Genomic DNA, 21,453 nt, shown 5'->3' with positions numbered 1-21,453 from the left:
AGTAAAAAACATCCTGTGTATAAGCCATGTATTTAAAAAACTTAAAATTAATTCAATTTAAAAACTTCCAAGCTTTGGATTTGGTTTTTAATCAAGGAGTTAATTGTTTTTTTGGCTCAAACGGAGCAGGAAAGACAAATCTTCTGGATGCCATTCACTATTTATGCTTAACAAAAAGTGCATTTATACCTACAGACAGTCATCATATAAAGCATGGTGAAGCGTTTTTTACAATTAAGGGTGAGTTTGAACTTAAAGAAAAAGAGCTCGGAATCAATTGTTTTTTTGAGGGTGGTAGAAAAAAACGCATTGAAGTAAATGGCAAACCCTATACCAAACTAAGCGATCATATCGGACTTCTCCCCTTAGTGATTATTGCTCCGGACGACACTGAAATCATCAATGGAGGCAGTGAAGAAAGGAGAAAGTTTTTTGACAGCATGATCTGCCAGGCAGATCAAAATTATTTACACCTGCTCATACGTTACCAGCAAAATTTAAAACAAAGGAATGCCCTATTGAAAAGGTTTGCTGAAGAAAAACGCCTGGACAAACTTCAGTTGGCACCTTATGATGAACAACTCTTAAAGCTTTCTAAGGAAATTAACAGAACCAGACATGCATTTTTGAGCCAATTCTTAATTCATTTTCAAACTCATTATGCATCCATTTCCGGGTCAAAAGAAATGGTAAATATTGAATATCAAAGCCAGGTAGACAAAGAAAGTTTTGATCTGGACTTTATTAACAACCTCAATAAAGACCTTTTACTTAAAAGAACAGGATTTGGCACGCATAAAGACGATTTCAACTTCACATTTGATGGGCAGCAAATAAAAAAGTTTGGCTCTCAGGGTCAAAAAAAGTCTTTTCTAATCAGCTTAAAACTAGCACAATTTTATATTTTTAAGGAAATAAAAGGCACCAAGCCAATTTTATTATTGGATGACATATTTGATAAACTAGATGACTTCCGAATTCATCACTTAATTAGAGCGGTAGCCAATAAGGAGTTTGGCCAATTATTTATTTCTGATACAAGACCCGAAAGATCCAAAGAAATTCTTACCCGGATCACTGCTGATTATAAATCCTTTACAATCGCCAACAATACTGTTTTGGAAGTAGAAAAGGGTTAATACCTGCTTCTTCTTTTTAATATTGTACCATCTAAAGAAATCTTACCGGGGCCTAACAACAACAATACAATAAAGACAAGCAGATAGATCAAGGAAAGCTCTTGTTTACCAAATTCACTTCCTCCATGAACAATAAAAGCAATGACAGCCATATTTATTATCATAGGGATAAGTATGATCCTGCTCATAAAGCCTAAAATCAAAAATATTGCACAGAAAAATTCGGCGAAAATAGCCAATTGCAAGGACACTGCAGGCCCCAAGCCAATAGGGTCAGCAAAACTATTGAGCCTTTCACTGAAGTGGATTACCTTGGACCATCCATGAGAGACCAACATCAGGGAGGCACCCACCCTCAATAAAAGCAAACCAAAATCCAAAACAAATGGTTTGTTTGAAAAGACAATATTCTTCATGGATAGCTATTCAACTATAAATTTCAAACTAATAAGTGGTTAAAGTTAATAAAAAATAAAAGCAAAAGTAGCTGAAAGCGAGATAAGACGCCCCACAGCTACTTTTTATAGATTTCCTGACCTAATTGGCTCATAAATCGTAAATTTCTCGTTTATATTCGCTTTCTCACCAAAGTTTTGCCGGATATTCACCTTCTGCGTGAAGTTTTTTCAACTCCTTCATTACATGTTCCTTATCTTGAGCATAAGTAACACCAAACCAAACTTTACCCCCTTCAAGAATTTTAACCTTTCCAATACCTTCTGTAATAATTGAGTTGGCTACTTTAGGAATGTAAAATTCAGATTTTAAATTTTCTTTATTCTCTTTTAAGAAACTTAGCCAAAGCTTCTCTGTTTGTTCAAAGATGGACTGGTGAAAACCCCAGCAATTCATAGACACCGGGTTTTCGGCATCAATTTTTAATTTTTCACCATCAGCCTCATGGTAAATTCCGTCTTCCTTTTTAGATATAGCTGTTCGCTCAATCATCCCCGTAAGAAAACCTTCAGGAGAAACATCACAAACCCCTCTACTAACAGTCCCATAGTCGGACAATACATTTTTAATTGCATAGCCTACCATACAATGTAAACCCGGCTTTACCTCATGGGTTAAAAATTCCCCTAAAGCTTGAAAAGCTTCCTGACCATAAAAATCATCTGCATTTATGACTGCAAAAGGCTCATTGATCACATCTTTGGCACAAAGCAATGCATGTGCTGTACCATAAGGCTTTTTCCTATCGGGGTGCTGATATTCCTCCGGCACTCCATTTTTTAAAGATTGAACAACAAATTCAATTTGAATCAAATCTCCAAACCTTGGAATAAAAATCTCTTTACTTTCCTCTAGGATCTCTTGCCTTACAACAAATACCACCTTACCAAATCCAGATCGTATGGCATCATAAATGGAATATTCTATAATTGTTTCGGCATTCGGCCCAAAGCCATCAATTTGCTTGTCCCCTCCATACCTGCTGCCCATTCCTGCAGCCAAAATTAAAAGTGTCGGTTTATTCATTGTCTTTAAATAGTTAATGGCAATACTTTACTAAAGGTAAAATTCCCTGTAAAGTTAATTTTTTAAAAAATATCATCAGAGAAATTAACCCATTAATTTATTAAAAGACTTCTGATCTTTTTCTAATATTTAGGTTAACTAAAAACCTTAAATAAATTATATTTATGCAAAAAAGTCGTTTAATAGATCATTTTACATCCGTTTTAATTGATTTTTTTTCTTTTTTGAGGCTTTTTAGCTCATTTATCACCCATTTTTCTGTTTTTCAACATCTTTTTACATTTTTTAGTTGGTTAATAAGATCGTGAATATTATTTTTGCAACAGATAAATTTTTTAATTCTATAATTATTAATGGAATATTAATCCTGTTAAAAAAATGAAAAAAATTGAAGCTTTAATTAGAACTTCTAAATTTGATGTAATCCACAAATGCCTTTCTGGCTTAGGCGTTAAATTTCTTACCTTTTATGAAGTCAAGGGTATGGGCTTGCAGCATGCAAAAATGCAACACTACCGTGGAGTGGCTTACGAACCAACGTTTATCCCCAGAACAAAACTTGAAATAGTTGTTCAAGATGACTTAGAGGACAAAGTAGTTGCTTGCATTCTCAATGAAGGAAGAACTGGTGAAGTAGGAGACGGAAAAATATTTGTATACGATGTAGAGAAGGCATTTAGAATTAGAAATGATGAAACAGGCGAGAGTGCACTTTAATTTTCTCCTCCTCACATTACCAAAATTTAAAAAACTTATTAAACATATTAATTAAATGACTCAGGAATTATTTACCATTAACAACCTATGGATTATGGTGGCGACCATTTTGGTCTTCATTATGCACTTAGGTTTTGCTGCACTGGAAGCCGGACTTACCAGGGCCAAAAACACTGTTAACATTCTTTTTAAGAATACAATTATCCCCGCCATTGGTTTATTAACCTATGCTTTTATTGGATTCAATCTAATGTATCCCGGGGAAATGTTTGCTGGAGGTTTTTTCGGGTTTGGTGGCTTAGGATTGAGCTTACCCGAAGGATGGGATACATCTGCATACAGCGAAGGCTACACCTTTTTTACAGACTTTATTTTCCAAGCCATGTTTGCTGCCACTGCTGCAACTATTGTTTCAGGTGCTGTAGCGGAACGGATTAAATTAGGCCCGTTTATCTTCTTTTCTATACTATATGTAGGAATTTGCTATCCCATAGCAGGTATGTGGAAATGGGGCGGAGGATTTTTAGATACTTTGTCTACTCCATTTTATGATTTTGCAGGTTCTACTATCGTCCATTCTGTTGGTGGATGGGGAGCTGTAATTGGCGCTTACCTTTTAGGGCCTAGAATTGGGAAATTTTCCAATGGAAAAACCAATGCGATACCTGGTCACAATATACCTTTGGCCGTATTTGGAGTATTTTTATTGTGGTTTGGATGGTTTGGTTTTAACGGAGGATCCGTTTTATCAGCCGATCCGGGAACTGTATCTCTGGTATTTGTAACTACAGCCTTAGCCGGTGCTGCCGGAGCTTTTGGAGCCTTACTTGCTTCTTATTTAAAGTTCAAAGCCTATGACATCACCATGGTACTCAATGGCATCTTGGCCGGCCTCGTAAGTATTACAGCCGGTGCCGATTTAATGTCTCCCACTGAAGCAGTAATCATTGGTTTTATTGGTGGTATTCTGGTAGTGTTTGGTGTAATCTTGTTTGACAATATTAAAATTGATGATCCTGTAGGTGCCATTTCAGTACACCTTATTTGCGGAATATGGGGTACCCTTGCGGTAGGTATTTTCGGAGACCTAGCCAGTGGATCACAGGTAGTGTCACAATTAATTGGAATAGTATCCATAGGTGCACTTTGTGTTGTATTCAGTTTTGTACTTTTCTTCCTTCTGAAGAAAACCACAGGAATTAGGGTTGACAAACAAGAAGAAACCGAAGGACTTGACATCAACGAGCACGGCATGCATGCTTATCCTGATTTTGAAACCAAAGAATAATTCGGACTACAGCTATATAAATGAAAAAAACAGGCAGATAGGATCTGCCTGTTTTTTTTATCCTATTTGTCAAGAAAGCTATTGTCTTATCGCCTTTATACTTTTAATAGCTTATCAATAGTAACACCATTTCACCATTTTACACCACTTCAGGTTAGGCTATTAAAACATCTGCACAAACTAAATCACATCATCAAGTAGTTTACAATAGGCATTATAGTTTCAAATCGACAATAAAAAAAATTGCAAGCTACAGTCGTGATAAATAAAATCAATCGTATTGGTCTACAGAAACTCTGGATTGTAGATTGTCGTATATTTAACAACAAAGGCAGATACTCTCAGGAAGTTTGAAAAACGATATTTTTATCCGCAAAAATAAAAAAGCTATTTAAAAAAATCTCCTAGCATAATTGAGAACGACTTAAAAAAAAAGCGACTTTCGCCGCTCTTTCTTTTTGCTCCCAATCATTTTATTTCTTTTCTTTTTTCATAGGGCTAGGGCCAGAAGAAGTTCCTCTGCCGGCGGCTCCTTGCTTGAACATTTCAAACTTAGAAGGCATAAATCTTTGAGGCCAATAATTATTGGATTCATCAATATCAGCCGTTTCACGGTATGGATCCAGAACAATCTGCACTACTTCTTTATCCTTGGCAAAGACCTTAGTAACCTTATATTCATCCATTCTCCATATTTGAGCAGGAATTGTTTCTACCTCACTTGTTCCATCCACATATTGAAACTCAACAATAATAGGCATTACCAGTCCACCTGTATTTTCAAAAGATATCTCGTAAAAGTTGATTCCACTATCTAACATTTCAAGTTCTTCTTTTCTCAACTGACTTCTAAAAGCCTTATATGCCTTCTCCTCTTCTGGCCAAACCTTAAACCTTTCGAACTTATTGTAAAAATCACCTACAGAAGGGTCTGCTTCCAAATAAGTCTGATCAACATCTTTATAATTTCTAGTTCTTGAAATATAGGACTCCTCAAGCTCATAGGCATTTTTAGCATCTTGTTTAACCTCACTTGGTTTTTTGCTATCAATCTTATACCATTTCACATCTTGAATAGCTATATCTACCGGTTCAGTACCAAAAAACCATCCGCGCCAATACCAGTCTAAATCAATGGCAGAAGCATCTTCCATTGTTCTGAAAAAATCATCAGGAGTAGGATGCTTAAACATCCATCTTTGTGCATACTTTTTAAAGGCAAAATCGAATAGTTCTCTACCCATAATGGTTTCCCTTAAAATATTAAGGGCTGTCGCTGGTTTTGCGTAAGCATTAGCGCCAAACTGAATGATGTTTTCGGAGTTGGTCATGATTGGCTCTAAAAGATGCTTTTCCCCTTTCATATAAGGGACAATTTTATGAGCAGGACCTCTTCTTGAAGGATAATCTCTCTGCCACTCCTGTTCAGCCATAAATTGCATAAAAGTATTCAAACCTTCATCCATCCAAGTCCATTGCCTTTCATCTGAATTGACAATCATTGGGAAAAAGTTATGGCCTACCTCATGAATAATGACTGAAATCATTCCATATTTTATGGCTTCAGTGTAGGTGCCGTCCTTGTCCGGCCTTCCATAATTAAAACATATCATTGGATATTCCATCCCATTGGATGCTTCCACAGAAATGGCTTTAGGATAAGGATAATCAAAAGTTTTGGCAGAATAGGACTTCAATGTGTGTGCCACAACTTTTGTAGAATATTGTCCCCAAAGAGGATTGGCTTCTTTGGCATAATAGGACATGGCCATTACCTCTTTGCAATTCTCCAATTGAACTGCCATGGCATCCCAAATAAACTTCCTTGAAGAGGTCCATGCAAAATCCCTTACATTCTCCGCATGGAAAACCCAAGTACTTTTTTCAGTAGATCTTTTCTTTTCAAGCTTTTCGGCTTCTGCCTGTGAACGAATAATTACAGGTTCGTCAAAGGATGACTTGGCCTGCTCCCAACGATCCAATTCTTTTTGACTCAACACATCGGCAGGGTTCTGCAATACCCCAGTAGCTCCGACCATATGATCTGAAGGCACTGTAATGGATACTTTATAATCCCCAAAGACCAAGGCAAATTCTCCTCTGCCCACAAATTGTTTGTTTTGCCAGCCTTCAAAGTCTGAATAAACCGCCATTCTAGGAAACCACTCTGCCACGGTGTAAATATAATTTCCATCCTCTTCAAAATATTCATACCCCGGTCTGGTAGCTAAAAAACCGGTCCTGTCATGACTATTGAAACTCCAGGCCATATTGAACTCAAACTTTTCTCCGGGCATTAGTGGCTCCGGTAGGTCCAACCTCATCATGGTTAAATTAACCGTGGAGGGTATATCCTTACCATTGGCATCTGTAACAGAATAAATTTTTAGGCCCAAATCCATATCATGCCAAATGATATCCTCCAATTGACCTAAATTCATTTTTGGGTGAATTTTATTAGAAGTGATTTTTGGCGTTTCCGAATCTTTATCTCTTTGATTTTGATCCAATTGCACCCATAAATAATCCAATGGGTCTGGGGATTCATTGTAATAGGTCACTTTCTCCCTACCAGTGATGGATTGATTTTCATCATTTAACTCCACCTCTATTTCATAATCTGCTTTTTGCTGCCAATATTCATGCCCGGGTGCTCCAGAGGCTGTTCGGTAAACATTTGGCGAGCGAAGGTCGGTACCTAATTGCTCAAACCTATTGCCATGTCTTTGCTCATCGACCTGAGCATAAACCCCGATATTACTCGTTATTATTAACAGAAAAAAGAATATATTTTGCTTCATAGTACACAAATTTCACTAAATAAATTGATTATAAATCCTGTCCGATCAAAGATGAATTTACTGAAATTACATTAAAATTGCTTAAAAAACCGATACAATTGCAAAGAATACTACCAGTAAACACTATCCAGTAGAATCATAAAAGACATCCCCAGTATTATAGAGGATATCACCAATACCCATTCTTTTCTATTGACTCGAAAAATACCTGTAATCAAAGTAGATGCCAACAAAAACAACACCACAATAACTACTTGCCCCACTTCCAGGCCTAAGTTAAAAGCCAATAAAGGAGTGAAAATGGATTGCTCTTTACCCAGTAATGTTCTCAAATAATTGGAAAAACCAAGGCCATGTATTAAGCCGAAACAAAGGGCAAATAAATAATTGACCTGAACTCCCCTTCCTGAAGAAGATTTAGGTTTAAAGACATTTACCAATGCAGTAATGGCTATGGTTACCGGGATCAAAAATTCCACCAAATCTGTATTCACTCGAATCACATTCAATGTGGCAAGAGCCAAGGTCAAGGAATGACCTATAGTAAAGGCGGTAACCAACACAAGGATTCTTCCCCAATCCTTTATCATGTATACAACGGCCAAGGCCAAAACAAAAAGAATATGATCAAAACCTTTAAGATCCAAAATATGCTGGATACCCAGATTAAAATACAACTGAAATTGGTTCATAAGAATTAGGCGATTTATTTACTTTAGGTTTTAAAATTTTGTTGTAATATTAACGCATTATTCGCACATAATTAAAAAACAACCTCTATTAATGCTTGTAATTCAACTATTCTTAGTTCTGTTTTCTTTCGAATTGGAAGCCCACCCCTTTTATATCAGTCTCACCGACATGGTTTATAACAATGAACGGCAGCGGATAGAAATTGCTCAAAAGATTTTTTGGAATGATATGGAGGTGGCACTTTCCAATGCCTCAGGCCACCAGGTAAATTTTCTTCGCCCTGAAAAACCGGAAGAATTGGAGAAAATAATTGAAACATATATACTGCTTCATAATAAAGTGGAGGTCAATGGAGAGGTTGTAAAACTCAGCTACCTGGGTCACGAAATAGAAGAAGATGCTGCTTGGTTTTATTTAGAGTCTGAAGAGTTAAAAGCACCACATGAAGTGACTATTTTTAACTCCTTATTGTTAGAAGATTTCCCTACCCAACAAAACATTATCAATTTTTATAAAAACCGCAAACCAAAGAGCCTAATAACTAGCAAAGACAAAACCAGCGGTGTTTTAGAACTGGATTAAACAAAAAAAGTCACTCCCAATCTGAGAGTGACCTTTTTTAAGTTTAACAAATTATTCGTATCCGGGGTTTTGAACCAACTCGGTGTTGATATCCAATTCCCTCTGAGGGATTGGTAAAATGGTCTTGTTCTCTCCAGGCTTGGACTCATCAAAATAAGTGTCACCTTCAGGTCTTAGAGGTAAATTATTTCTCAAAAGATCCATCCTTCGATGACCTTCAAAAGCCAATTCCTTTCTTCTTTCTTCAAGGATTTGAGCTAAAAAGACTTCTTCACTATCAAAATCTCCTGCATTGAAAATATCAAGGCCTGCTCTTTCTCTTAACGCATTGATCAATTCCAAAGATTCATCATTGATCCCATTAAGTTGTGCCAAGGCCTCTGCCCTGTTAAGTACAACTTCTGTGGTCCTAATGATAGGGGAATTGTCAGAGTGGGTTACCACGTCAGGGAATTTTGTTGTATAGAGTAAAGATACACCTTCAGCATTTACATTTTCCTTAGAAAGTGCTGTTAACCTTTCATCGGTTTCAGCGTAGGCATCCAATAGGTAGTCAGAAAAAGGAGCATCACCCCTTCCACCGTCTTCGGCAGAATTGTAGTAAGAACCCCAACCACCTGAGCCGGTTCTTCCATTATCAATTTCAGAATTCTGGATTGAAAACACATATTCGCTATTGTTTTCACCCCAAAAGTTGTAATTGCTAGCAAGACCGTATATATCATCAGCATCTAATACAGCTTTGGCTTTCTCTGCGGCCAATTGCCACTCTCCTCTATAAAGGTGAATTCTGGAAAGCAATGCATTGGCAGCTCCTTTTGTGGCCCTTCCTCTAGTGAAGGCAGAAGTAGGATAGGTATCTGGCAAATCGGCAATGATATCATTAAGTTCATTGATAATAAAAGCATGAACCTCCCCTACCGTATTTCTTGAGTAACTTGTGATTTCACCTGAAAAAGCATCTGTTACAATAGGAATACCTAAGGCATTTTCCCCACCGATATTTACTGGCTGTGCATAAAGGTTAACCAATTGAAACATCAATAAAGAACGCATGAATTTTGCTTCCGCCACAAACTGGTTTCTTTCCTCTGTAGTGAGGGTTTCATCCGGAGAGTCAGGTGTAAATGCTACGACAGCATTGGCTGCTAAGATTGCACGGTAGTGTGCTCTCCATAAATCTCTGAGGGTTGCGTTATCTGCCTGAGTGGTATAGATACTGATTTCCTGTAGTGTAGGAAAAGAACCTATAAACCTTACATTGTCAGACTGGAAATCGGCAATCACCTGTGGCAAAGAACCAAACACTTCCCATTCCTGGGTTAAAGAATAAACACCTAATAATGAACCCTCTACTGATTGCTTATCAGCAAATGCGAGCTCTGTTGAAAGGGATTGTTGGGGATCTATGTCAAGATTCTCGCAAGAGAAAAGACTTCCCAACAAGCCTATAAATAATATTGTTTTTAAATTTTTCATCTTAAAGCTTTTTTAGAATCCTAATGAAACACCCAAAGTGAATGATTTTGCCTGCGCAGGAGTAAAGAAAGATTCACCCTGAATTTGGTTATCGCTTCCATTTCCGCTGATTTCAGGCTCTAGACCTTCTTCAAGATCTGAGAATGTTAGCAAGTTTTGCGCCATTCCATATATTCTAGCACTTCTAAATACCTTTGTTCTTTCAAGAATTTCAGCAGGAACATTGTATGTAAGCGATAGGTTTCTAAGTCGGATATGATCCCCTTTTCTTATGTGAATCGTAGACCTTTGTCCAAAATTAGATTGGGTGGTTCCACCTAGACGTGGAGCAAAACTATTTGGATTGTCTTCTGTCCAATAATCCAACAGTTGAGGGTCCAAGTTAAAGGAGTTCAGGTTGTTTGGATTATACAAAAACCTAAGGTCATCATACATGATATAATTTCCTTGAGTAAAAGTAAACAAGGCAGATAGATCAAATCCTTTGTATGAGAATGTATTGGTCAATCCACCGGAAATTCTTGGAATCGCCGAACCGATTATTTCCCTATTGTTGGTACTGTAGGTGGATGTTGATTCTCCATCTCCATTCAGCCATTCTGCTTCTCCTGTTTCAGGATTAATTCCATTGTATCTTACCAGGTAAAAGGTATTTACTGAATAACCTTCAATGGCCCTTTGACTGGAAGAACCTTGAACAAATCGTCTTCCTTCATTGTCTTCAGAAGCTCCCGGAAGTTCCAATACTTCATTTTCAAGGAAACCAACATTTAAAATTGTTCTCCACTCAAAACCGGAGCTTTGAACATTAAGAGAGTTAATCATTAGATCTATCCCTCTATTTCTCATAGACCCGGCATTTTGCGCATAACTAGCATAACCTGTAGTGTACGGGATTGGAACATCCAATAATAACCCTGTGGTACGTTTGTTCCAAACAGATGCTTCAACATCAAGTTTATTGTTGAACATGGTAGCATATAAAGTAAAGTCAAATTGAGCAGACTCTTCCCATCCAAGTGTAGGGTTGGCCGGCTGACTTGGGTAAATACCCGGGCTACCTGCATAGTCACCTAAACTTCCTGCTTGATACAAGCCTAACGAAGCGAAATTATCTACGCGATCATTTCCTGCTGTACCATAACTTGCATTGATTTTAAGAAAATCTAAGAAGCTGTTGTTTTGCAAAAATTTCTCTTCAGAAAGTACCCATCCACCGGATAGTGCCCAGAAGTTACCATAACGATTATCTCTTCCAAATCGAGAAGATCCATCTCTTCTTGCACTACCTTCAAATAACAATTTGTCTTTGAATCTGTAATTCACCCTAGCAAAATAAGATGCCAGTCTCCATCCTGTACCTGTTGCACTTGTGATGGTAGGAGTAGCAGCAGAAGCTACGTTTGGTAATTTATCACTGACAAATCCTGATCCTTCTACTGTCATGCTGCTAAAGTCAGACTGTTCGTAAGAATACCCTAAAAGGGCACCAAAATAATGGCTATCTCCAAAATATTTCTGATAATTTAGCGTATTAGTACTCAACCATTTATAGTCTTGAATAATCCTCTTGTATCCTTCCCCTGTAGGCTCAATGATGTCAGGGTAACGCATGGTCTCCTCTGTCTGGATCTGATCAATTCCCCAGTCTGTTTTAAAAGTCAAGTCAGGAAGTATATCAAACTCAAAGTAAGTATTTGCAGTAGTTCTTCTCGTGATATAATCGGTCTTTGCCAAATCAGCAAGTGCAAGTAAGTTAGGGATGAACCCCAGTCTTGTATAATTACCATTATCATCAAATGGCTGACTGTAAGGCAAATGCAAAAATGCTGATGTTAAAGGAGCAAAAGTACTATTGTCGGAATTAATCCTGTCATTATAAGTCTTTGCCAAGCCAACATTTGCTCCAAATCTTGCTTTGTCTGAGAACTTATGCGTCATGTTTAACCTTCCGTTAAACCTATCCAATTCATTTCCTAATGCATAAGTGTCTTGCATAAAGTAGGTACCTGAAATAAAATAAGTGGTATTTTCACTTCCTCCCGATGCACTTACATTTAAGTTGGAAATTTTTCCTTGTTCGATAACTGCATCAGGCCAATCAAAGCCTGTTTGAGGAAAGCTGCTTGCAGGATCTCCGGTTCTTGCAGAACGGTATTGATTGTATTGGTCTAAAGACATGTAAGGCCTTACGGTAGTGGGAGATTGAACCCCTCTGTAGAAATCAACGTTGATTTGTGATTTACCGCTAGTTCCTTTTTTTGTCTTAATTAAAATCACCCCATTAGCACCCCTAGAACCGTAAATAGCTACAGCAGAAGCATCTTTTAAAACAGAAATGGACTCAATTTCATTTGGATTTAGCTCCATCAATGGGTTAAGTGTTACCGCTCCAGATTCATTGGCATAATCTCCACTACTTCCATCATTCAATGGAACTCCATCTACTACAAATAAGGGAGATCCTCCTGCTGTTAGAGATGCTACACCTCTAATTCGGATATTTTGTTGCGCACCCCCTACACCAGAGGTTCCGGTCAACTGAACACCAGCAGCTTGCCCTTGAAGAGCCTCTTGAGCTGTAAAAATCGGCATCCGTTCGATTTGAGAGTTGTCCAAACTGGAAATACTTTGAACGGACATTTTTGCAGATTGTGTACCGTAGCCAACAACTACGACTTCTCCCAATGTTTTAACATCAGGAGTCAAAAACACATCAATTTGACTTTGGTTATCAATCATCTTTTCTTGGGTTTCAAACCCAACAAAGCTAAAAGACAATACGTTTGATCCTTCAGGAATCGATAAAGAGTAAGTCCCATCAATATCAGTAATGGTACCCACCATCGTTCCTTTTACGCTTACATTCACTCCAGGTATCCCATTTGGCTCATCCTCAGAAGTAACCGTACCGGTTACGTTTCTGTTTTGAGCCATTACTGAGATTACCGCCAACACAGAAAATGCTAAGCTAAGTAAAACTCGCTTCATAGTAAATAATAGATTAAGGTTTTTTAACAATGTTTATAATGCAAATTTCCATCAATTTATTAATAAATAAAAATTTTGATTATCCGATAGTACAAACCTCCAACCTAAATATTTTGTAAAAAACTGCTCACACAAAAAATTATTATTTGATGTAAAATGTAAAATATAATAATATTATTTATTTGTTATTTTTTCTTTACCAATACCACCTAATATAACTTTTAAATTACTCAATATAATTATAGTATTTCAAAAAGATATTTGACCGTTTGTGTAAATTTTATTTTATTTTGTCATAGTATAAATTAATATTATATTTTTTGGTATGTATGTTTTTATAAAGAACAATTTATTGACTTGCCAAATCAGGTAGATTTTTAAAAAAATTAAGATTCAAAATAAAATAAGCGTATCGATTCAATAGTCCAAATAAAATTTTTTTTTAGTTTTGAAAAATAGTTAAAAAAACCTCAGATTTATTTAGCGATTAGCCACGAAAGGAATAATAAAATATCAATTTTTTAAATTTATATCAGCAATCTTTACCCATAGCCCATTCACTTTTTTTAGCAACGAAACTTGATGGACCTGAATGGATTCTTTAATTGCTGCATTCTTCACACATTCCATTACCTCATCAAACTGACCTTTTTTAAAATCCTTAAAAGCCACAGTAAGGTGAGGGTGAAAATTGGTATCGCTTAGCTCGAGATGTTTTTTTAAATTTCTTTTAAAGAAACGAATAAGACCCTGCTGAAAAAGCATTAACTCCGGAGGGTACCTGACCTTTAAAAAAGAAACACGATTTCCAAAAGCCCCCACCCCTCTAAGGCTCAACGGGAAAGTTTTCTCTTTTGCAATATAACCTTGTAATAATTTAATCAATTCCCCTTCTTTCTTTTCATTATGAACAAAGGGCATTTTTAATGTTATATGAGGCGGAGACTTTAAGGCATATTTTAAGCCAAAGGATTCATACAACTGCTCCTTCAATTGCGTAATTTTTTGACAAACCGATTCATCAGGCACGATTGCTAACAAATACTTTTCTATTTTTCTGGACATCTTTTTTCTTGTATTAAAATTAGCAACACTTACTCTTAAAAATTATAGGTCTCCAGCTCACTTCATAAACACAAAGTACAATCCGAAAGAGCTATAAATGGAACACCTATGCAAATCCTCGGGCAAAGTTTAGGCACCAATTGAATTTAAATTTTATTATTTGAAGGAAAACTTCTTTTAAAGAAGCAATCAAAAAGTTAAATTCATAAAAAATTACCATATACACAATTTACAAAGCAAATCGGATTAAAAGGCACAGTCAATGAAGCAATTCAAAAAAGTGATGGTTGGCTTGGATCTATCTCAGTTAGATGAGGTATTGATTTCCAACATTAAAATATTTGTCCCAATTTTAGATATAGAAAAAGTTTACTTCATTCATTTTTCTAAAAGTCTAATACTACCAGAAGAAGTTACCGCAGCTTACCCGGACCTAATGGCTCCAATGGATGAAACCATCGAGAGTCAAATTCAATATGAAATTGATAAAAGCAAACCTGCTTTAGACTTTAATTATGAAATCATTGTTAAGGAAGGAAATGCACAGGAAAGCATGCTGCGCTGGTGTAATATCAAAGAGACAGACCTTTTAATATTGGGAAGAAAAAAAGGTAAAACTCCTTCGGACTCATTGGTCAAAAACTTATCACAAAAATATCCTAGACCAGTTCTTTTACTTCCTGAAACACCTCCAAGCGGGGAAATTAATAGTATTTTGCTTCCAATAGATTTTTCTAATCATTCAAAGGTAAGCATCCAAATAGCCCTGGAGGTCAGTAAAAAGACCAATGCTGCCATCCAATGTTGCCATATGTATGAGGTTCCAAGTGGCTACAGTAAAACAGGAAAATCTTTTGATGAGTTTGCTAAAATCATGCTCGAAAACAGTAAAAAAGATTTTCAAAAATTTCTTAAGGAAAATAATTTACCTGATCTGCTTTGTACTTTTATCCTTAATAACAAAAAAGATGAGGCAGAAAACATTCTTGAATTTGCCAACTCCATTCAAACAGACCTTTTGATTGTTGGAAGTAGGGGAAGATCTAAATCTGCAGCCGTATTGTTGGGAAGTGTTGCAGAAAAATTGGTAAATAACAACCAAAACATCCCTATGCTGGTAATGAAAGAAAAAGGAGAGAATATGAGCTTTCTTGAAGCACTATTGAAATTATAAGGCTACCCATTGGCAAACCAACTCCAGAAATCCTTATCCTTTAATTTCGACAAGGCGGCTTATTTCGCTAATAAGCAGTCTCACCGGTTCTAAACATCTGATTTAAGGTCTGTAAGACAATTTTAACATCTAATAAAAAACTCCAGTTTCTAACATAAAAATAATCTAATTTCACTCTAGATTTGATTTGCCAGTGGTTAATAATCTCTCCGCGGTAACCCAATACTTGTGCCAAGCCTGTAATACCGGGCTTGATACAGTGCCTGTTGTTGTATTTCTCTAATCTTTGTTTGAAATCTTCATTCATTGGAACTGTATGGGGTCTTGGTCCCACCACAGACATGTCATTTTTCAATACATTGATAAACTGCGGCAATTCATCCATTGAAAACCTACGCAATAATTTACCTACCCTAGTCACTCTAGGGTCGTGTCTAGAAGCTTGCAAGGTGTCTGAAAAAGGATTTTTATACATAGTACGAAATTTAATGCAAGTAAACTCTTTATTGTTTACCCCTGTTCTTTGTTGAAAGAAAAACACAGGACCTTTGGATTCTAACTTGATCAAAAAAGCAATAATTGGCATTAACCAACTTAAAATGAAAAATATGGCAAATAAAGAGAAAACCACATCAAAAACTCTTTTGAAAATTTGATTACCCAACCTATCCAACGGTATCTCATTGAGGTTCACGACAACAAATTGACCATAACTACTAAATGTCAATTTTTTATTCCTCTGTAAAGCCGGGCCGGGTATAATCTTAACTTTAAAATGATTTTCATCTGCATGGTCTACTATTCTTTTAATAAGATGATCGGACATGTTCTGGCTAAGATAAACGATATCCAAAGAACCTATTTCAAATGATCTAAAAAAAGAATCAAAGCCTCCAAGCACTTGCTCGTCTTTAATCTGATCATCATAGAAGCCGAGTAATTTAATTCCATATGCCTTGTTATTTTCCAAGGCTCGAGCCAATTGACAACTCCATTCATCTTTACCCAGAATTACAGCTTTGCGATAATTTCTTCCACTCATTCTATAACGTCGCAAAGCCATATGAACAACCAACCTAATAAAACCTACGATAAATAAGGCTAGAGGATATTGGTAAAAATCTATTTTGTCAGTCTCAAAAAAACTCAAATGCTCTCGCAAAATAAAGAAAAGCAAAACTACCCACACATAGGTAACAAGGAATTGCTTTAAGGTGTCCCAATAGGTGGATGTTCGAGAAAGTTTATAGTCTTTCCTTACCCAAACTACAATCACCCATATTGTTCCTAATAACCCTAAATCAAATAAAAATTCGGTAAAAAAAAGCGATGTCTGGAACTGTATTAAGACTAGAAGTCCCAGTACCAAAACAATAACCAAAAGCTCTAGTGCGATAAACAGCCAAGGGAAATATCTATAAAAGCGTTTTGCCATGAATACTCTTCAAAAAAACATTAAAAAACTAACACTTATTCAAAATTAAGAAAGACCAAAATCTCTTATGGCCCCTTATCAACTTATTAGGATCAATTGATCAGAAAGTAAAAATACTATAAAAATGAGCACATACCGCAGATTTTCCGCTATTATTAATTAATGATGTATTGCCAATAATAGCGTATAATTTAATTATTAAGAATTTCGCTTAAAGTTGTGACTCCACAAGTAGTAGGTTTCTGAACTTTTGCGTCCTAAGGCCTTAGCGAGGGAAAGGAATAAAATAAACCTTAAAGACTTTTCGCAAAACTACTTTTCACCATTTGAAAAATGCTTGATTGGAAAAACGGTCTGTAAACTATGGCATATTGATACAAGAGAAAAATCACGACAAAAAAAACCGGAATAAATCCGGTATATTTTTTTTAAAGGTAAATCTTGATTACAATGTATTTCAGGCTAAATCAACTATTAATCAATGACCTAAATCGTTTGATTAATAGTTGATTTCTACTAAATTCTCTTTAATTTTTCTTTTACACAAGGACTTAAACAATGCTTCATATTCATCAGTCACCACTTCCCAATTGTATTTATCAGTCAAGCCTTCTCTAGAGTGCTTTCTTAAATTTTCAACTTCCTCAGGTAAATTTTCAGCCCGCTCTGTAATTCCTGTTACGGAAGCTGCCTTTTTCTGAAAATACCATCCATACTTACCTTGTTGAAGCATTTCTTGATTGAATCGAGTATCTAAGGCGAGAATGGCACATCCATAGCCCAAAGCTTTTAGCATGGCGGGGTTTGTTCCTCCATATTCATGCCCGTGATAATAAGCAAAGCAATTGTGATACAAGGCAGCCAACTGCTCTTGATCCCGTACATACCCGGTAAATACCAATCTTTTATCATCAATTCTCTTCATCATCTGGGCAAACTTATCATGGTACGGAACATCCCCAACAATCACCAGCTTTCGCTTAGATTTGGACTTCACAAAACCTTCAACAATTAAGTCAGCATTATTGTCTGGAATTAAGCGGCCAACTATTAAGAAATAGGACTCTTTTTGAAGACCCCATTCTTCAATTAAGCTGCTATCAGATGACAATCTTGGATTGGCGCCATAGGCAATCATTTTAGATGGAGCATTAAATTTCTCCAAATAAATTTTCTCCATCTCATCCGAATCAGTGATTAACTGATCATAAAGCTTAGTAGCAAGTCTGGATGCAAACAAATAATATCTTGCTCCCAATCCTTTCCACTTGGGCCTCAACCATTCTAAACCATCTACATTTATTGTGGATGGTTTTCCGAACAGTTTAGTAAGAATTCCAAAGGGTCCATTGGCACTATTCACTACAAAAACTACATCCACTTTTGAAAAACAAACGTGGAGCATGGAGAGTAAAGAATTGGTCAATTGACTTAGGGACTTCGTTTCTACGCACGGTATATAAACCAAGTTGATCCCATTAACCTTTTTCGGTTGTTTTTCAAACAATGGAGCATGACAATATACGGTAACCTCTATTCCTCTTTGCACCAACCGTTCGCCCATTTCTTTTACAAAAGTTTCGTAACCTCCGTAAACGTAAGGATACCCTCTTGTCCCTATTATGGCAACATGCAACGGCTTGTTGTTTTTTGACATACTCTATTTATTTACTTCTCAAGAAAAAATATTCAAAATTTCCTGTCTATATTTAGACAAGGAAAAATTCCCCACAACGCTTTTTCTAGCCTCTCTGCCTATTTTATTTATTTGGCTTTTATTATTAATCAAATCACCAATAATAGCAGCGGATTCCGATGCCTTATCTAAAGGGATATGGAAACCTGTTTTGCCATGATCGATCATCTCCAAGGCTCCGCCCTGAGCTGTAGCTACTACCGGCTTTGCAGCAGCCATGGCTTCTAAAATTACTGTAGGAAATGGGTCCGGTAATATGGATGGAAGAATAAAAATATCCATAGTAGCCAAAACATCGGATATATCTTTTCTAAAACCTAAATTATAAATTCTATTGCTAAATTGTTTTTCCAAAATCCTTTGTTCTAACCCTTCAAACAAATGTTCCTCTCCGGGAAATGCATCACCAATTAAAAGAAAATATAAATTTAAAAACTTTTTATTTAATTCTTCTGAAATTTCCAAAAAGTATTCTTGCCCCTTCCAACTGTTTACTCTCCCAATCATACCTATTACGATCGCCTCTTCGGGAATTCCTAACTCTTTTCGCAAACCCACAGATTGGCAAAGGTAAGGATTATAATCTATCCCATTATAAATCAATTGCAGTTTATTTCCACTTACATAGTTTACCCAATGCTTTTTTACTGCTTCCGATACTACTAAAACTCTTTCAGAATTGTATTGCACCAGTTTTCCCATCCATAGTGAAAAAAATTTGGGCTTCACAATTATCTCATGAAGGTGCCAGATGTGCGTATAGCCCTTAAATCTGGAAAGGTACGCTCCAACCCACACTGCTGCAGTATTGGAGTATATATGAGTGATATTTTCAGCTTTTGCGAGTGCTCCAAGTTGCTTGTAGGCTTTATAGGTAACTTTAACCCTATTCATCAAACCCCTCACATTAAAATACTTGCGCCTAATGATCCCAAGCCTTATCAACTTCACCTTCACCCCTTGCTTTTTTAACTCATCAGCGAGTGGCCCATCCTCAGATAAAACGACAATGACATAGACCCCGCTTTCCTTTAAAATAGATGCTGTAAACAAAAATATTTTGCTAGCTCCATATAGGTCGGATGACCCATGCAACATCATCACTCGCTTCGGCTTAGATTTACTCTTCATTTATAATTATTATTCTCGATGGTTTGAGCTGTAATCGCTACGATCTACTTATAATTTATTGCTCCAAAATATAATCGAAAGCAAGTTGACTTGGAACACATTTGTTTGGCGTCCCTATATATCAAATCGGACACTTAAATCTCATCTTGATTTGATCAATTTTGCAGGATTTCCTCCAACAATGCTGAAGGGCGGCACATCTCTGGTAACAATACTCCCAGCAGCGACCACTGATCCCTTTCCAATGGTGACTCCTGCTAATATCACGGCATTGGAAGCTATCCAGCAATCATCCTCAATCTTTACAAATGATCGCTTTACCCCTTGTTCTATCATGGGCAATTCAGAATCTGCAAAAATATGATTCTCTGCATAAATACTAACCCTGGGCGACATCATTACATTATCCCCAATCTCGATATATCCCGAACAACCAATGTAGGCATAGGGGCCTATACTTGAATTGGTCCCTACCTTTAGCCCCATCCCTAGCTCACCTCCATAAAGGTTGGTGGGTCGAATAATGGCATAGCTTCCTACGGTTACCTTGTCTCCGAAAACAATGCCTTTTTGGGAAAGACAATTTATTTCACAATGATCCTGAGCTACAAAATTTCGCCCTACTTTAAAGCTACCTGCCTGTCTGATGGTAACCCCCTTCCCCACCAATAACATCCCTTTGGAAGACTTCATCCGCAGTCTCAAAAACAAACCCCGCAACCACCATATCCCCATTCTCAGCAAAACCGAAAAGGTAGAGGCTTTATCCCAACCGGTTCCAAACCGATCAGAAAAGTCCAATCCTGAAATCTTTGAAATAAACTTTCCGGGTAAGCTACTCATTGGTAATACTATTAAAATAATCCGTCAAAGATAGTAAAAACTTCTGCCCTGTAAATAATGATAAGCGCTGATAGCCCAATTGCTTTAAAGATGTACGAAGTTGACTGTCCTCTGAGATTTTAAGCATCATGGCGCCAAAACTTTTTGCTTCAAACCTTTCACTTACCAAAACTGCATTACCTCCGACTTCTCTCAAAGCTCCTTGAGGACCAATCAAGACAGGTAATCCATAGGAAAATGCCTCCAAAACAGGCAGTCCAAACCCCTCATTTATAGAAGGAAAAACATAGGCTTCGGCAAATTTATAGTAGGTAGATAGCTGTTTATTGCTCAGGTATCCTGTGAAAACAACCTTCTCTTCTAATTGATGTTTTTTTACCAGAGACAAAATTCCATCGTAATCATCAAGAGCTTCTCTCGGCCCTCGCTGCCCTACTAATACGAGTGAATAGTCAGATTCCTTCCTTTCTAAAAAAACAGCAAAGGCTTCGATGAGCATCCTAAGATTTTTTCTCTTCTCCATCACACCTACATGCAGGAAATAGGGTGTGGGAAGTGGCGCTTGCTCATTTTCATCCTGATCTTTTATCTCTAAGTCCAAGCCGGTAGGTATGGCCGTAATTGAAGATGCTGGAAGATACTTCGCAACCGTGGTTTTGGCATAATGACTAACTGTTATTACTTTGGTTCCTAACTTAACACTGGTCAGTAAAAGAAAAAGATAAAACTTTCTCCATAACTTATTGTAATGTTCAGGAGTTTCCCAGAAAAATGCATCATGAATCACAGACACCCGCTTTCCTCTACTCCAGATTGGAGAAAGGATGTCAGGAGAAAAAACAATATCCGCTTTGTACCAAATGGAAAGAAGGGGTAAAACAAATAATTTATGCGAAAAATAGCGCAATTGAAACCAGAGATTTTTCCAACGCGCCGT

17 protein-coding genes are annotated in these 21,453 nt (G+C 36.8%); 5 read left to right on the top strand and 12 right to left on the bottom strand.

What is annotated here, in order from left to right; translation table 11 throughout:
* Nucleotides 1-26 precede the first annotated feature (26 nt).
* Nucleotides 27-1,139 carry a DNA replication/repair protein RecF gene (locus AAC037_RS00610; protein ID WP_339900860.1) on the top strand — a complete coding sequence of 371 codons (1,113 nt, stop codon included), beginning with the start codon at nucleotides 27-29 and terminating at the stop codon, nucleotides 1,137-1,139.
* Here the strand turns inward: AAC037_RS00610 and AAC037_RS00605 are convergent.
* Nucleotides 1,136-1,555, bottom strand: coding sequence for a DoxX family protein (locus AAC037_RS00605; RefSeq protein WP_339900858.1), 420 nt, complete (start codon nucleotides 1,553-1,555; stop codon nucleotides 1,136-1,138). The two genes, AAC037_RS00610 and AAC037_RS00605, sit on opposite strands and share 4 nt — an antisense overlap.
* 166 nt (nucleotides 1,556-1,721) lie before the next feature.
* Nucleotides 1,722-2,621 carry a sugar phosphate nucleotidyltransferase gene (locus AAC037_RS00600; protein WP_339900856.1) on the bottom strand — a complete coding sequence of 300 codons (900 nt, stop codon included), beginning with the start codon at nucleotides 2,619-2,621 and terminating at the stop codon, nucleotides 1,722-1,724.
* A 378-nt stretch (nucleotides 2,622-2,999) separates the two neighbouring features.
* On the opposite strand from AAC037_RS00600, the gene AAC037_RS00595 reads away from it, so the two are divergent.
* Together AAC037_RS00595 and amt are read left to right on the top strand one after the other, a co-directional pair.
* Entirely contained in the window at nucleotides 3,000-3,338 is a 339-nt protein-coding gene (locus tag AAC037_RS00595; RefSeq protein ID WP_339900855.1) for a P-II family nitrogen regulator, read from the top strand.
* Between the two features lie 55 nt (nucleotides 3,339-3,393).
* Nucleotides 3,394-4,626: an ammonium transporter gene (gene amt / locus AAC037_RS00590; RefSeq protein ID WP_339900853.1), complete on the top strand. Its 1,233-nt coding sequence runs from the start codon at nucleotides 3,394-3,396 to the stop codon at nucleotides 4,624-4,626.
* Between the two features lie 473 nt (nucleotides 4,627-5,099).
* Here amt and AAC037_RS00585 read toward each other — a convergent pair whose 3' ends face one another.
* A complete protein-coding gene (locus tag AAC037_RS00585; RefSeq protein WP_339900852.1) occupies nucleotides 5,100-7,427 on the bottom strand; it encodes a M1 family metallopeptidase in 2,328 nt (775 codons plus the stop codon).
* 110 nt (nucleotides 7,428-7,537) lie between these two features.
* Nucleotides 7,538-8,119, bottom strand: a complete 582-nt coding sequence (locus AAC037_RS00580; RefSeq protein WP_339900850.1) for a HupE/UreJ family protein — start codon at nucleotides 8,117-8,119, stop codon at nucleotides 7,538-7,540.
* Nucleotides 8,120-8,210: 91 nt separating this feature from the next.
* Here AAC037_RS00580 and AAC037_RS00575 point away from each other — a divergent pair, with 91 nt between their 5' ends.
* A complete protein-coding gene (locus tag AAC037_RS00575; protein WP_339900848.1) occupies nucleotides 8,211-8,702 on the top strand; it encodes a DUF6702 family protein in 492 nt (163 codons plus the stop codon).
* A 51-nt stretch (nucleotides 8,703-8,753) separates the two neighbouring features.
* Here AAC037_RS00575 and AAC037_RS00570 read toward each other — a convergent pair whose 3' ends face one another.
* From AAC037_RS00570 to AAC037_RS00560, 3 genes are all read right to left on the bottom strand, one after another.
* Nucleotides 8,754-10,181 (bottom strand): RagB/SusD family nutrient uptake outer membrane protein, encoded by a 1,428-nt coding sequence (locus AAC037_RS00570; protein WP_339900847.1) that lies wholly within the window; start codon nucleotides 10,179-10,181, stop codon nucleotides 8,754-8,756.
* A gap of 12 nt (nucleotides 10,182-10,193) precedes the next feature.
* Entirely contained in the window at nucleotides 10,194-13,172 is a 2,979-nt protein-coding gene (locus AAC037_RS00565; RefSeq protein ID WP_339900845.1) for a TonB-dependent receptor, read from the bottom strand.
* Nucleotides 13,173-13,685: 513 nt separating this feature from the next.
* Nucleotides 13,686-14,237 (bottom strand): 2'-5' RNA ligase family protein, encoded by a 552-nt coding sequence (locus AAC037_RS00560; protein WP_339900843.1) that lies wholly within the window; start codon nucleotides 14,235-14,237, stop codon nucleotides 13,686-13,688.
* 262 nt (nucleotides 14,238-14,499) lie between these two features.
* Between AAC037_RS00560 and AAC037_RS00555 the strand changes: the two genes are divergently transcribed.
* Nucleotides 14,500-15,411 (top strand): universal stress protein, encoded by a 912-nt coding sequence (locus tag AAC037_RS00555; protein ID WP_339900842.1) that lies wholly within the window; start codon nucleotides 14,500-14,502, stop codon nucleotides 15,409-15,411.
* 67 nt (nucleotides 15,412-15,478) lie between these two features.
* Here the strand turns inward: AAC037_RS00555 and AAC037_RS00550 are convergent, their stop codons facing one another.
* From AAC037_RS00550 to AAC037_RS00530, 5 genes are all read right to left on the bottom strand, one after another.
* The gene (locus tag AAC037_RS00550; RefSeq protein WP_339900840.1) at nucleotides 15,479-16,846 is read right to left on the bottom strand and encodes an exopolysaccharide biosynthesis polyprenyl glycosylphosphotransferase; all 1,368 of its coding nucleotides are present in this window, start codon (nucleotides 16,844-16,846) and stop codon (nucleotides 15,479-15,481) included.
* A 499-nt stretch (nucleotides 16,847-17,345) separates the two neighbouring features.
* On the bottom strand, nucleotides 17,346-18,503 hold the full coding sequence (locus AAC037_RS00545; RefSeq protein ID WP_339900838.1) for a DUF1972 domain-containing protein: 1,158 nt from the start codon (nucleotides 18,501-18,503) through the stop codon (nucleotides 17,346-17,348).
* A gap of 18 nt (nucleotides 18,504-18,521) precedes the next feature.
* Complete coding sequence (locus tag AAC037_RS00540; protein WP_339900837.1) at nucleotides 18,522-19,673, bottom strand: glycosyltransferase family 4 protein; 1,152 nt, start codon at nucleotides 19,671-19,673, stop codon at nucleotides 18,522-18,524.
* Nucleotides 19,674-19,814: 141 nt separating this feature from the next.
* Nucleotides 19,815-20,516 carry an acyltransferase gene (locus AAC037_RS00535; RefSeq protein WP_339900836.1) on the bottom strand — a complete coding sequence of 234 codons (702 nt, stop codon included), beginning with the start codon at nucleotides 20,514-20,516 and terminating at the stop codon, nucleotides 19,815-19,817.
* Nucleotides 20,509-21,453: glycosyltransferase family 1 protein (locus AAC037_RS00530; protein WP_339900834.1), on the bottom strand; the 945-nt coding region annotated here is incomplete at its 5' end. The genes AAC037_RS00530 and AAC037_RS00535, both read right to left, overlap by 8 nt.

Source organism: uncultured Cyclobacterium sp. (genome assembly GCF_963976465.1).
In the GTDB taxonomy this organism is placed as follows: domain Bacteria; phylum Bacteroidota; class Bacteroidia; order Cytophagales; family Cyclobacteriaceae; genus Cyclobacterium.
This window is presented reverse-complemented; position numbering and strand designations above follow the sequence as displayed.